This window comes from Flavicella sp. IMCC45668, from assembly GCF_057219105.1.
Map to the genome: position 1 here is coordinate 738178 of NZ_CM170114.1, position 14992 is coordinate 753169.

Here is a 14992-nt window from a genome sequence, read left to right on the forward strand (position 1 = left end):
TTAAAAGTTAAAGTATTTTGCAGGTAAATAGTCGTAGTCTTTTTTGATATTGATGATCAAACGTGCTACTATAATCCCAAAATTTGAGCGTTGATTGGTTACAAAATTAAGTTGTGTTGCATACAAATACCCCAAGTTTACAGTGTGTTGCTTGTTTACAATATAGGCTGCATTTACTCCAGCCATCAATACCTCAAGACCATTTTTCTCTGGAGTAAACTTATAGTAGCTACCTAAAAGCAATGAACCAATCCAATGTTTATTAATCAAATGATTGTAAGACGGAAAGTATCGAACAACCTGTGTCGTTGGCCCAGAACTTTTAAAATCTATTTGTCCTTTTATTTGATGCGTAAATTGTCCTCTACTCGTTCTATGTTTCAAAACCACACCAAGACCTGGGCGAAATTCGTAACGATTTTGTTTAACGGTATATCTAAAATCAGGTACAATTTCTACATGTTCTGACATCAAATACGAACCGACATATTCTAACTGCCATTGCAGGAGGCTTTTAAAATCATTATTCAAACGAACTTGCCATTCTACCGAATTCATCCATTTTTTCTTTCCCCAAGTAACTTTATTACCCACATACATTACATTGTCCCAATTTCCACTTTCTTCAGCAGAATCTTGAGCTAATATACCAAGAGGAATTAAAAGAAATAGGAGTAGAAATATACAGTGCCAATTTTTCATTCAGTTTTTTTAAATTAAAAATAGAAAGAATCAAAATGTAAAAAAGGTAAAAATTGTACTATTTAAGGTAAATTTTATTTGTTTAATGTTGGTTTCTAAATGTGTTTGGACTATGTCCAGTGTGCTTTTTAAAAAATTTACTAAAATTACCCACCTCTTGAAAACCAAGTTCATAAGCGATGTCAGAGATGTTTTTTTCGGTGTTGTTTATCTTTGTTTTGGCCTTAGTTATGATAAAATTATCAATATAATGTTTCAAAGTACTAGTTGTAAATATTTTACAAATGCGATTAAGATTGTGGAATGTTGTATTCAATTTTGAAGCAAAATAATTTCCATTTCTTGAGTTTTTTATCTCTTGATTCAAAACCTCTTGAAATTCTTGAAAAAGCACTAATTCTTGATTATGGTTTAATGAGGGATGTTCATCAATATATTCTGCCTCTAGTTTTTTTATAAAACCAGACAACAAAAACGGCAACACTTTATTTTCAAGATCTTTCATTTCCTCAGAAATCAATTGCAAAAGTTTAAAATAATTTTGTTGTTTTTGGGCTCCTAAAACATGAATTACTGGATTTGGGAGTACTAGATTTTTATTAGAAAATATAACACTAGTAAAATCATACAACAAGCTTTTTTCAAAACCTTCTGTAAAAAACAATAAGAATCCATTTTTTTCAGCATTTGGATACCAATGATGACATTGATTTTTCTTGATAATAAATATGGTACCTGGCTCGTAATCATAATCCACAAAATCGACATTGTGCTTGCCTTTACCTTTTGTATAAACAATAATCAAATCAAAATAGAGCTGATGAGGCGCATACTTTATTGTATCTGAAATATGGACATTGTCATTAAATTCTCTTATGGAAATAATTTGAAATCCGTTTATAGGTTTTGCACCGGTAGATGGTCCTTTCGGAGTTTTTACAACATTCATAGAATTAAAAATTTTCTGATATTAAAGTTAGGGAAACTTAAGGGCACTTACCATGAAAGATATTCAATAAAATGACATTTAGAAATACATTTCTAAATTATAATAGTTAATAATACATTCTAAAATCTAGAAGTTTACACATTTTGAAATGTCTTTGATGTAATTCTTCTACCACGTCCAACATATTTTCGTCCTCATTGAATAAATTAAAGAAAGCCATGTCTAGGTTTGAACTTGGAATCTCTCCTAACTGTTTTCCATAACCAGAAATCGCTTTTGCTCCGGTGATGTCTAAGAAATATTGTGCTTCCTCCCCTTCTAGATCCAATACTTTAGCATTTGAGAAGTGTAAAATTTTCCCTTTCAATCTACCTTCAAAAATTTCTGCAATTTCTTGTAAGTTGTAATAATAGTTATTGATGCAAATAGAATTTGATTCCCCTTTGATTACCAAATAAATCACCTCGTAATCCTTAAAATTATGATCCTCTAACGCCAAGGTATTTAGGCAGCTTTCAAGTCCTTCTATCGTATCACAAGTATTATAGATACTGGCAACACCATAATCCATGGCCAATTGTTCCATTTTCTTTTTTGTCTCTGTTAGTTGCTCTGATGAAATATCATGAACAGCTTCTAAACAGTAAATAAAATAATCTGTATCTAAAGAAGAATTTTCAGAAAATTGATGGCTCTTTTGTAACAAGGCTAAAATTTTTATAACTTAATTATATACAACAAAAATAAGATTTCTAAGTTAGATTTTTTACAAGTTTTTTTTAAAGATAATTTCCTTTCGAAAAATAAGAATCAGGGTTGAAGTTGTGATTGTTCCTACATCATATTCTTTATGAAGCAAAAAAAGGAGTAAAAGAAATTGTCTTTTACTCCTATCTTTCAAAAATAAAACTAATTATCCTTTCGGAGGTGTCAACACACAACCCCTATGGTTAACAGTAATCGAATCTATATTATAATTGTTTTGTAGCATAACCTCTGTAGATCTCAAAGAACCATTTACCCAACCTTGCATATCAGACCAAGATTCATTGCAAGTAAAAACATCTTCGTTTTCGAGTGGAGTTGCCATTCTTGCAATTACGGCACGATCATCAGCATTCAATGCCCATTGATGGTATGCATGTGGAAAATCATTTTCACCATCCCACGAACGGAAACTTGTCAATACAGGTTTTGGTATGTAATGCGTTGCAAATAATTTTTTTAATTGTTTAAGAGCTTCTTCTACAACTTTTTCAGAAGCTGGAAATAAGGTCTGTGGTGTTTTATCATGTTCTCTTTGCAGCTCGCTATTAAATTTTTCACCTACATTTTGTAAACCTTGCCAAAAAATGGTGTTCGTATAATCACAATAAATAGTAAGTGCTGCTGGTTTTCCTTTATTCGGCTTTCCTGGTTCAGTTTGAACGGTATAGAATGGATAAATTGAATTTATTGGTAAATCTGTAAAAGAAGGACCTGCTAAAACATCAGGTTGTCCTGTGGATCCATCCGCCCACCATGGTCGATCAAAGTACAAGTTTATTTTTAGAAGACTCATGGGCTGAATAGAATTGATATCCTTCCAAAAAGTACGCGCATTTTTATTGCCGTTTAGGATTGGTGAAGTTGCAAATAAAACTTTCATAGCTTTACTTGGGATGGCCAAAATAAGTTGTTTCGACTCGAGAACATCGGATTTCGTATCCTGTTCAAAAACAAAAGCTGAATTTCCCTTATCGGCAATACTCACTTCTGTTTTATATGCTCCTTTTTGACCGTCAATTCTGTTGACATTGATTCCTGTAGCAATCACTCCTCCTAGAGCTTTGACCTTTTGCTCTAATTTCTGAATCAACGAACTAAAACCTCTTTTTAAAGTAAAATATTGTGGGTTTGCAGGAAAATCTTCCAGAATTTGCCATGCCTCTCCCGCATTTGGTAATCCTTGAAACGGTCCTCTAAAACCAAGTACTTCACTTAACATAGTGATGCATTCCTCAGAATACCCCATGCTTTTAATCAAACCTCCCAGTTGCCATTCATTTAAAGGAATTCCATCCCATTTAAAATCAAGACGAAATTTTTGCCAAAATTCTGGTGTAGGTTTTTCTGGAGGGGTTTCAACACCATTCACATTTAAAATTCGTTGATAAATAACCGTTAAAATAGCACCAGGACTCTGCTGTTGTTCAGCAGGCTCCAGGTCGTATAATTCTCCCCAAATAGCGTTGTTATTGGCATTAGATTCCTCTTCTGTAAAACTATGACCACGTACGTAATACCTATTTGAAGTCATTGGGAAATATACTGCATCCTTACAAAGATCTAAGACAGAAAATAAAGACATTAATTCCGCCATGGAATCTTCAAATCTCATACCTCCTTCTTCTTCTTTTACAATAGAACGTTTCTCATCATAAGGATCTTTAATAGTTACCAGATCAGAGTCAAGTCTTCCACCAGTTCTATTCAAACGGTCTAAAACAACTACTTTTCTATTGGAATCTTGTTCTAACAATCTATATGCCGCATATAAGCCAGAAACACCGGCACCAACGATTAATATATCAGCATTGTTTATTTCATTTTTCATCATTCTTGTTTTTATAAAAAGAAAGGCCCGAAAACAAATTGCTTGTTTTGAGCCTAACTTTAAGGTACTATTATAGTTTCATTTTTAAAGCTTATGATCCACGTTTGTGTCCCATCACTGGACAAACCGGTGGGGCTGCATTTTCATTACTTTTTTCATGAGCTTCCGTTGGTAATTGTATTGACGGAAGACGTCTGTTTGCTGGAATGTCTTTTTCTCTACGCAAAGTGTTCACTTGAATATGAGGCCATTTTGTAGTGCCACCTGTAGACCCAAATTGGAATTCAAAATCCACAATTTGTTCGTATTGCAATTGTTCAATAATACCTCCGTATTCTTCATCTTCAATTTCTTCTAACCACATACGAAAACGCATTCTAGTAACTTTACAATAGCGATTTACCATTGGGTTATTGATGGTTGCCCCCTGTAGCCCTGTATCATGGAAAGAATCCAACTCAATCAAGTCGTATCTTTTAAACTTCAAACCTTCATTGGCTTCTGATAACTTTAAATTAGGCTGTACTGTGTAAGGAAATTTAGCTCCGAATTGATCGTAATTAAATATTTTTTCAAAATAAGCACGCCCACTGTTCACACCCGTATTTCCGATCCCTCCATCAGGGTTTTGTGCTTCACGAGACAATTTGGTCCAATCCGGTTTTTTTAAGGAACCAGGTATCAAATCTGTAGCAGGGTCAATTCCCATTGTTGGCGATACTGCCAAATATTGCTGTTCCCACAGTTCTGCTATTTTTGGGGCTTCTCCTTTATTATTTTCCTGAGAATTCCCAGTAAGATGGATCGTTGTTCCATGAGGAATCACTCCAGAACGAGAAATTTGATAGGGAGGTACAAATTGTGGTCCCAATTCTCCCGGTCCTATCACAGGTTCTCCCCCATCTTCTTTTACAGATTCTTCTGTAGAAGCATGACTGAACATATTTGGAGGGTTTTGATAAGGACTTTTCTCGCTCCAAGGCATATTATTATCTCCTAGCCATAGGTACATTCCATCCTCAAAATGTTGTAATTCATCATTATTATCAATGATCGCAGTTTCATATTTAACTGCAGCATTGAATTGCTCATTAGACCCCGCTCGATTTCTTACAGGGGCATTTACTTGTGTGAATTTTAACTGTTCTCTGTATTCTTGAGATTTGAAATGAAACACACCAAAAATAGTTTCTGATGTAGTTCCAGGGGAAGGCATTGGTGTAGTGTGTAAACCTGTTGGACCATCTTTCCAGTTGACCCAAGTACCATGTAATTTTGATAAAATTCCAAACTGAGCACCATCATTCTTTCCTTTAGGTAAACCTTCTTTCCAAGGTAAATAGGGTTTTACTGATGATTTTTGTGGTTCTTTTGACATTTCTTTTTCGTTTTAATTATTAATTATTGTTACTAATGCAATTTTTATTTTGGGCAGATAAAAGGGTATTCTTTATCATCAATTAATTTTTCAATATTGAAAAAGTCATTTAGAACTGATTCAGCAGTACAGAAAGCTCCTTCTACCCAAGCTTGGTCATTTGAATACGTGGAACCTATGATAAATATATTGGTATCTTTCCCTTCTACTAAAGTGGATGGTTTTCTTATTTTTTGTTGAACATCACCAATATTATAGTGAGAAAAATATGCATGGTATCCTGCATTAAATGGAGGTAATGACCAATCCATGTATTTAGTTTCCAGAGGTTCTGGAATTGCGGTATAATTTGCTTGATCTCCATAATGCAAACTTGCCAATTGTTTACGCAACATTTTTACCATGATTGGAGTTGCTTTTCGTGGCCCTTCTAAAGGTTGAGTGTCCTGTGACTCTGGTGTTGTTCTTTCACCTTCAGGTCCAATTTCTAAAGCCTTCCAAAAAGTTGTATATTGGATATCATCATAGCTAGCTAAAATTCCGTAAACTTTTTTCCCTTTTGTATCACGTGCATTGTCTCCAAAATAAACTACTTGTCTAATAGGCATATCTGTTGCACTCGGTCCAATAGTGTCTAAATGTGCAATGCTAGTAATTTGCTCCTTTTCTTTATAGCTAAATAGTGCTTCTGTTATGGATTCTGCGGCACTTAAAAATGCTGCTTCACTAGTATAGCTTACCTCTATCAATGAAGTAACGGAATTATCGTAGGCTTTCCCTTCTTTTTCCGCCTTTTGCTTTGCTTTTGCGGCCTCTGAGGCTGCTTTTTCAATTGCTTTCAGGTATTTTGTTGGGAATTTTTCTTTCTTCAATGTTTTCATCCCTTCCTGCGTCAAAAAATAACTATTTAGCTTTGCGGGGTATTTTGCAGGTGAAGGAATATCATCTCTCCACCAAGGAGTGTCGAAAAACATTCCAATTTTGTAAGAAGGTTGCATTAATACTGATTCTAAATACAATTGTACTTTTTCTTCGTTTAATACATCAAAATCATCTTCATTTTTATGAGCATATCTGGTGGCTTGTGCTACCTGATCAATAGCATATCTACCCATAGCTAAAAAGGCAGCATTGCAGGTTTTCGAATCCAATTCTTTAGAAGGATCTTTTCTACTAGCAGTTGTAAAATGGATGGTATCCCCTTTTTCTAAGATAGATCGTAGTCGGGTATTCGGGTGATATTCAAATTTAATTCCGTTCTTTTTTGCCAATGCAACAACTTCCTGAAAAAGAGTGGAAAAGATTCCTGAGTATCCAATCGTCAATGTTTTGTATAAAGTACCAGGTGTAAACTCATTGTTTACCTCAAAAGACTGGGCAGAATTACTATTGACTACATTGGAGGAATATCCATTTCCATCGGCTAAATATCCAAAGCCTTCTTGTCCTAATACATCATACGCTAAGTTCCAATATCCTATATCCTTTAATTTTTGCCCTTTTTTAAAAATAGATTCGTCTCCCATATCTTTCGTGATCCTTCCATGCTCGTAAAAATCACACCATTGCTTTCTTGTAGGTGGTAAGGCATCTTCAGAAACATTTATCCCTACGCTTTCTATTTTAGTAAAACCATCATCTGGAGCACTATCTGCCGTATAATTATTGGCGTTATAAGGTGCTGGATTGCTCGCATTGATATCTGACGTATACATACTTTTCGCCCTCAAAGACAACAAAGGGTCACTTGCTTCATTGAAAGGAACGGCATATTTTTCTAACCCGATTTCGCTGATGGTTTTAGTAACCAATCTATGTCCTGGATTGTTGGCGTCATTTGGATTAGGGTTGTTCTTGGTTTTTTTATAATCCCAAGCTGAATATCGCATCCCTCCTAGTTCTAAATACGAAGCTTTTGGGTCGTCCTTATAATGCCAAGTACATACTCTAGCGCCAGCTTCACGTGTTCCTTTTTCTTCTTTTGAGAATTGATATTTTCCCCAATCATAGAGTTCAAGAATATCACCTTCTTTTAAATTTTTTGACCTGTCTTTGTCATGTGCAGGTTTCCCGTTTAATAATCTCCATGCAGTGTACAATCCTGCAGCTCCAGCTCCAAAGATTGAATAGGTTTTCTGTTCCATTTTTATTTTTATTAGTTTTTACAATTCATAATTTGTGGTGTCAGATTTTTCATCTGACCTGCCAAATCCTTTCTTGGAATAACAATTTCTACCAATGTTGGTTTATCCGTTGTTTTGGTGTTTATTTTGTGAAGTACTTTTTCTAATTCCTGTACTGTACTGGCTTTATATCCATGTGCACCATATGCAGTTGCTAGTGCCATATAATCCCACTTGGCTAAATCATCAAAACTATCAAAGGTACCATTGGGACAAAATGCATTTACATCCACAAAAACTTGTTCAATAGCATATACTTGATTGCTCATTACAAAAATGACGCTGTTTACTTTATACTTAGCTAAGGTTGACAAAGATTGACAAATCATCATAAAGCCGCCATCTCCAGCGATGGTCCATGATTGTTTTTTGCTTCCTAATTGAGCTCCTAAGGCCGCTCCTGTTTCATAACCAATACATTGCCAAGCTGCAGAACTGATAAAGCTATTTTGCTTCATGCCGTATATATTGGTTGCCACGTACATAGCAGAACTAACCCCAAAAGTGAGGTTGATATCGTTCCATAGGTTATTACTTTCAATATGTTTTACGGTATGTTGAAAAAAACGATTGTAGGTTAGCATATCCGGCTTGTCATTGTATTTTGCGTCTGATTGTGACTGCCATGGTTCAGGATATGTTGGTTGTTTTGGCGCTATATGCTTTAATGGATATGCATTGCTCTGCTCAAACCGTACCAATAAAGCCTCCATAAAATCCTTCATGGTTACTTTATTATATGTAAAATACCCTGCTCTTATTTCTGAGGTTGTTGCCAAAATCATCTCTGAGAATTTATTTTCTACAAACCATAAATAATCATCGGTTATGAGTGTTCCTAAAGACAAAAAACAATCAGATTCTTGCACATATTTGGTTACATTTTCTATAGAAGCTGCATCTGAATAGGTTCCAATAAATTTATCTCCCTCTTCGTTTAAAACTGTTTTGCCTAGAGAGGTTGTCGTATACACAAAACCACTGGCATCAATTAATTTCTGTAACAAGTCAGACAAGCCATGACGTAAAATTTCTACCCCCGCGAAAATCATCGGTTGTTTGGCTTCCGTAAGTTGTTTCCATGCTTGATCTACCGCATTTTGTAGGGCAGTTTCTTTGCTTTTTTTAACTTTGGGTTTTAGTTTTTTTGGTGAAGGTTTTTCACAAGGTTCTCCCCAGACTTCACTGTAACAAGCCATGTAAACTGGTTTTTTGTGTGTAATTGCAGCTACGATCAAATTGTCAATCTTTTTGGCTGCTCCAACTGAAGTACTCAACGTTTCTGAAGCAACAGTAACATGCTTGTAGATTTCTTGATCTGCTTTTAAATTCCCTGTAGAATGATGATATAGAACATTGTACATATCACCAATTTGACGATCATTTGAACCAGGTGTGGCACTGATCACTACCATTGGACTCGATTCAACATAAGCTCCAGCAACCGCATTTAAAGCACTAAAAGTACTTACACCATATTGCAATGAAACCGCAGACAATCCTCTGGTTCTACCATAGGCATCTGCTGCATAAGAAGCATCTAATTCGTTCGTGGTTCCAATGGTTTTAATGCCTTCGAAATGCTCTAAAGCCTGTGTGAAATTTTTAACATAATCACCAGGAATTTGAAACAATTCTGTGACATCCAATTGTTGCAAGCGTGTTAAAAGATAATCTGCTACTGTAAAGGTTTTCTTTTCCATAATTTTGACTTAAGGTTTTCTTTGAATTTAGATATCAGTGATACCGATTTCAACGAAATTATTTACAATCAAAGTTGTGGAAATATTAGTTTTGGTTTTTATAAAAATCCATAAGCGTTGGAATATTAGTTACAAAAGTGTCTAATATTTTATAAATTAAAAATTCACTTTATTAGATTAAAAAAAATCAAGTCATAAAACTTAAGGCGTTTTATGGAAATACGCTGTTGTTTTCAACAAGAAAATTGATTTAAAGATGAAACAAAGTGGTCACTTAACCATTCTAGTTTTTCTCTAACAATTATCCTACAAATATCTTTTGAAATATTTTAGCACAATAACAGGGGCTAAAATGAGGTCTACTGCTAAAGTTATCAATACAATCAAGCCTACTAAAACACCTAGTGTGTATATTTCTAAAGAAATAGATTGCATTAAAATAAAAAAGCCACCCATTAAAATAACACTCGTAGCTAGAATGGCTTTGCCACATTCCCCAACTGCATTTTTAATAGATTGCTCTATGGTGTTTCCTTTTTTTCGTTCCCATTGAAGTTTACTTAATAAATGGATGGTATCATCTACAGCGATTACAAATCCTACTGTAAATATCAGTGCAATTTCAGCACGAAGTTCGACACCAAAAAAGCCCATTATCCCAGCTGTTATAATCAATGGAATCATATTTAACACAATTGCCAAAAAACCTAAAGCCATATTTTTAAAGACTAAACTAAGTGTTATGGAAACAATAATAATGGCAATCAGCAAACCTATAAAAGTATTTTTAATACTTTTCTCTTGAGAGATACCTATCAATAAATCAATGCCAGATAACTGCGGTTTTATTGAGTGTGTAGCAAGAATTCCAGAAACATTTTTTAAAATTTCTTTTTCTAATTCAGCTACTTTTTCTGAGCCCAAATCTTTCATTTGAGCACTAAATTTAAAACGAGTTCTATTGGCATTCGCTAAATAATCTTTGCTCATAAACAAAGCCAATTGCTTGTCATTCTTTTTTAAAGACTGTAGGTTTAATGTGGAGTTTGTGTTTTGCAGAAGTCTGTAATAATTTACCGGAGACTTTAATTCGTTCAGTTCCTTTTTTGAGGATAAGTAATTTTCAACTTTTAATACTTGTACAAACAAAGTACTGTCCAATAAACTTTGATTTTCTGTGCTACTTAGAATTAATTCAAAGGTTCTAGAGCCTCCAAATTTAGTTTCAAAGAACTGATAACTATTATGTAGATCTGTGTTTTTTGGAATGGAATAGTGGCTACGATTGGTGCTTATAAACTGAATTCCAAAAAGACTTATAAAAATAAGCACCCCAAAAACCATCATAACTTGTCGTTCTTTTTTGTATACTACATTCAACCATTTATTTAATTTTGTCGCTAGACTTGTAAAATTTTCCCTAATCTGAAATAAATGAATATCTCTAATTTTGCTAAAATATATCGGTAGAAATATCAAAGTTAGTATAAAGGTTAGTACAACTAAAAACGCAGATTCTATTCCGAAATGACGAATGGCTTTGATAGGAGAAAAATACAAAACCATAAAACCAACTGCCGTTGTGAAAGAAGTAATAAAAGTTGTAAAACCTATTTCAGACAAGGTATGCTGAATTGCTTTTTTTATGGGTAGCCCTTTTTGAGATTCTGAATCAAACTTGATGCATAAGTGGATTACATCTGACACTGCCACAATGAGTATGATGGTGGGTAACAGATTAGACATTGTGGTTAACGGCCTATTTAGCATTGCCATTCCACCTAAAAATAAAATAACTACCACTATAACTAACAGGATAGGAAACAAGATCGCAATAGGCCTTTTAAAGATTAAAAGTAAGCTGATGCATAGGAATAGAATCACCCAAAATAAAAACCTACCTATTTCCTGTACTAGAATATTTTTAAAGGTAACATCTACTACTTCCCTACCCCAAAGAAACGTTTTTTGTGTTGTTTGATCACGTATGTTATTGATATCTGCAATTAGTTTCTCTAGCGAAAGAGGGTCTAAGTTTGGTGTAATTTCCATCCAAATAAACAATGCATCGTCTGCAACAAAACTTTTCATCAATGGATCATTGTGTATATTTTTTGGATTGCATTGATACTTACCTTGTTTGTTTTTTGAAATATAAGGTGTAGGAATCAATCCAAAACTAGTTTTAATAGGATAAGAAACTGTAAGAATACTGCTTACCTTTTCAATAGATGGCAGTTCTTTTATTTTTTGGGAGATGTTGTGTAAAGCTACTAAGGAACTATTTTCCAAACATGAATCATTTGGTTGGAATCCTAATAGAATTACATCTTCCTGATTGGCGAATTCTGATTTTAGTTCTTGGTAAAATTCAAAATCCTTATCATCCTCATGAAAAAACTGAGCAATATCTGCATCTATTTTTATGGCAGGTATGTTTAATAGAGAACCTATCAACAAAACAAATAGAATTATAAAACTTATGTTTTTAAGATGCAGTAATTTATGAATCATTGTAGTTAGGTTGCATTTTTATGGAAAGATACGAACAGAATAAAAGGTTAGAAAGCGTTTGTATTAAAATTTGCAGCCTTTTGTTATCAGTATTTATTAGACGCAAAAAAAAGCCCAATCAATAAATGATTGGGCTTTTATATTTTATAGATACTTTAGAATTAGTAATCTCCTAAAGTAGCAGGGTTTTGAGCTAATGCTTCTTCTAATTGAGCATCATTTGGCGCTTTACCGTGCCAAGCATGCGTGTTCATCATAAAATCAACACCATTCCCCATTTCAGTTTCTAATAAAATACAAACAGGTTTACCATTACCAGATAAGTCTTTTGCTTTTGCTAGTACCGCTTGAATGGCCTCAATATCATTCCCTTCTTTTTCTTCTAAAACGATCCATCCGAAAGCTTCGAATTTATCTTTAACAGAACCCATTGCTAATACGTGATCTGTAGTACCATCAATTTGTTTACCGTTTAAATCTACTGTTGCGATTAAGTTGTCTACTTTTTTAGCAGATGCATACATAATTGCCTCCCAGTTTTGACCTTCTTGCAACTCACCATCTCCATGTAAAGAGTATACCAATTTATCCTCACCGTTTAATTTTTTAGCCTGTGCTGCTCCAATAGCATTTGACATTCCTTGTCCTAATGAACCAGAAGCCATACGGATCCCCTCTAAACCTTCGTGTGTAGTTGGGTGTCCTTGTAAACGAGAATTTAATAATCTGAAAGTTGCTAATTCTGATACTGAGAAATAACCACTTCTAGCTAAAACACTGTAAAAAACAGGAGAAATATGACCATTAGATAAAAAGAATAAATCTTCATTTAAACCATCCATGTCAAAACTCTCAGAATTGTAAGACATTACATCTTGATACAAAACTGTTAAAAACTCTGTACATCCTAAAGATCCACCTGGGTGACCAGAATTCACTGCGTGTACCATACGTAATATATCTCTTCTAACTTGTTGAGAAAAATCTTTCAATTCTTGCGTTGTAGCCATTCTAATAAATTTGTTGGCAAAAGTACATTATTTTATATGATGTTACAAAAATAAAATCTTATTAAATGATGATTATTTTTTGTTGTTTTTTTCTGCTATATCTGTCCCCCACATTTTGTCACCCCTGACTAAATTTAGTTGTTCGAATAATTCTTTTTCCTTTTGAAGTGCCGCCTTTGTGGGATCATTGTTGTCGTTGGGGTTATTGGGATCATCCACCAATAAATTATTTCTCTCGCCTGGGTCTTTTTTGAGATTAAATAACTGGCGCGGTTGTTCTCTTAGCACGCCCAATTTGAGGATTCTATTATTATCAGCATCAACAGTCGTAGCGTTCCCTCCACCTCCTGTTCCATCAATTAATTTATAGGTCCCTTTTTTATCAACAAAAGCAAACTGTCCACGACTCGAATGTTCAATGATTCCGGCACGTGAATTTTTAGGTTTTCTTTTCCCTTTTAATATTGGTAATAAGCTTTCTGAATCTGGTGCTTGGTTCGGTTTTAACTCATATTTTAAATAGGAAGCCATGGTTGCCAAGATATCTCCTTGCAAACAAATTTCATTAGTAACTTTAGGCTTTGCAACTGTTGGCCATCTGATCATAAAGGGTACTCTAGTGCCACCTTCATAATTATCTCTTTTGATACCTGCCCATGGACCGTTGGCATCATGATTTTGGGCTAAACTTTTATAAAATGCCCCTTGTTCTGGACCATTGTCACTGGTAATAAGGACCACTGTATTTGATGCTAAGCTGTTTGGATCTTTAGGATCGCCTAAAGCATCAATAATTTGACCGGCATAGTAGTCTGTTTGTACCAGATAGTCGCCGTATTCGTAGCCAGTGGTTCCTTTAAACTTATTTTGTACCGCATGAGGTTCGTGTGGGGCTGGCATTGGAATATACATCATAAATGGTGTTTTTTCTTTTTTATAATTGGCAATCAGATCTGTTACTTTTTGAGCTTGTATTTGCAAATAATCTTCAAAAATAAAACTAGGATCTTTTGCGCCACCTCGAGCATGGACTCCATCATTCTTTTTAAAATTCACAAAATCTTTATTAGAAGCGGGTTTTGCTAGAGAGAAATCAACTTGGCCGTTATTTACAACAGCCCCTTTGTAAAGTACCTGTACAGTTCCGTTTTTAGATTCTAACCAGGCATAAGGAGGCATATCTAAAGAAGCTGGGGTACCAAACCAATAATCAAACCCTCTATGAGCCGGTGTATCAGTAACAGGTTTTGAAAAATCAACAAAACCACGTTCCATAACGTTCGGATCGTTTCCTTTTTTGCTATAGGGTTTTCCGTGTACATCATAAAAAGTCATTCCGATATGCCATTTACCTACCATGGCAGTTTGGTAACCATTATTTTGAAATAAGGTACCAATTGTAAAACAATCTTTTTGCATAAATGTAGGACTGTATCCACCGGTAACCCCTTTTTTAAGTTTTGTTCTCCATGAATACTTACCTGTTACAAGTGAGTAACGCGAAGGAGAACAGACACCATCAGAAGAATGTCCGTTAGTAAAACGTACACTTTGACTAGCAAATTTATCGAGATTGGGTGTCAATGTTTTTTTGTTTGGGTCGAGAAATTTACAATCTTTTGGTATTTGCAGTCCTGTTTTGCCATTGGCTCCTAAATCACCATACCCCATGTCATCAAAATATAGAATAATCACATTGGGTTTATCACTATTTAAATGAGTTGTTAATTGGGCAGTTACTTTTACTGTGAAGCATAAGATTAGAAGGGTCTGATATATTTTAATCATCATCAAATAAATTTTGTTTATAAGTTTCAAGAAATAAAATTTATTCCAAAAATTATTTTCTATGGGATTTTTTTGGGTATTTGAAACGGAGCTCCCCTGAGATTAGGAACATACCCCCTGTTGTGATGATTGAAGCAGATATTGTTACGGGTTTTATGCATAGGTAATC

At 34.5% G+C, this 14992-nt stretch carries 10 protein-coding genes; all 10 read right to left on the reverse strand.

The features are described 5' to 3' along the window. Positions 1 to 702, reverse strand: a complete 702-nt coding sequence (locus AC2DZ0_RS03420) for a hypothetical protein (RefSeq protein ID WP_484643674.1) — start codon at positions 700 to 702, stop codon at positions 1 to 3. An 82-nt stretch (positions 703 to 784) separates the two neighbouring features. Further along, positions 785 to 1651: an AraC family transcriptional regulator gene (locus tag AC2DZ0_RS03425; protein WP_484643675.1), complete on the reverse strand. Its 867-nt coding sequence runs from the start codon at positions 1649 to 1651 to the stop codon at positions 785 to 787. A 106-nt stretch (positions 1652 to 1757) separates the two neighbouring features. Beyond that, positions 1758 to 2357 carry a DUF6642 family protein gene (locus tag AC2DZ0_RS03430; RefSeq protein ID WP_484643677.1) on the reverse strand — a complete coding sequence of 200 codons (600 nt, stop codon included), beginning with the start codon at positions 2355 to 2357 and terminating at the stop codon, positions 1758 to 1760. Positions 2358 to 2564: 207 nt separating this feature from the next. Then, the gene (locus AC2DZ0_RS03435; RefSeq protein ID WP_484643679.1) at positions 2565 to 4247 is read right to left on the reverse strand and encodes a flavin monoamine oxidase family protein; all 1683 of its coding nucleotides are present in this window, start codon (positions 4245 to 4247) and stop codon (positions 2565 to 2567) included. 91 nt (positions 4248 to 4338) lie between these two features. Next, positions 4339 to 5625, reverse strand: a complete 1287-nt coding sequence (locus AC2DZ0_RS03440) for a peroxidase, FMP-type (RefSeq protein ID WP_484643681.1) — start codon at positions 5623 to 5625, stop codon at positions 4339 to 4341. 44 nt (positions 5626 to 5669) lie between these two features. Next, positions 5670 to 7769 (reverse strand): flavin monoamine oxidase family protein, encoded by a 2100-nt coding sequence (locus AC2DZ0_RS03445; protein WP_484643682.1) that lies wholly within the window; start codon positions 7767 to 7769, stop codon positions 5670 to 5672. Positions 7770 to 7780: 11 nt separating this feature from the next. Beyond that, positions 7781 to 9511: an alpha-keto acid decarboxylase family protein gene (locus AC2DZ0_RS03450; protein WP_484643684.1), complete on the reverse strand. Its 1731-nt coding sequence runs from the start codon at positions 9509 to 9511 to the stop codon at positions 7781 to 7783. A gap of 306 nt (positions 9512 to 9817) precedes the next feature. Next, positions 9818 to 12025, reverse strand: coding sequence for an efflux RND transporter permease subunit (locus AC2DZ0_RS03455; protein ID WP_484643685.1), 2208 nt, complete (start codon positions 12023 to 12025; stop codon positions 9818 to 9820). Between the two features lie 161 nt (positions 12026 to 12186). Continuing rightward, complete coding sequence (locus AC2DZ0_RS03460) at positions 12187 to 13035, reverse strand: transketolase (RefSeq protein WP_484491644.1); 849 nt, start codon at positions 13033 to 13035, stop codon at positions 12187 to 12189. A gap of 72 nt (positions 13036 to 13107) precedes the next feature. After that, entirely contained in the window at positions 13108 to 14826 is a 1719-nt protein-coding gene (locus AC2DZ0_RS03465; protein ID WP_484643687.1) for a sulfatase family protein, read from the reverse strand. Between the last annotated feature and the right edge of the window lie 166 nt (positions 14827 to 14992).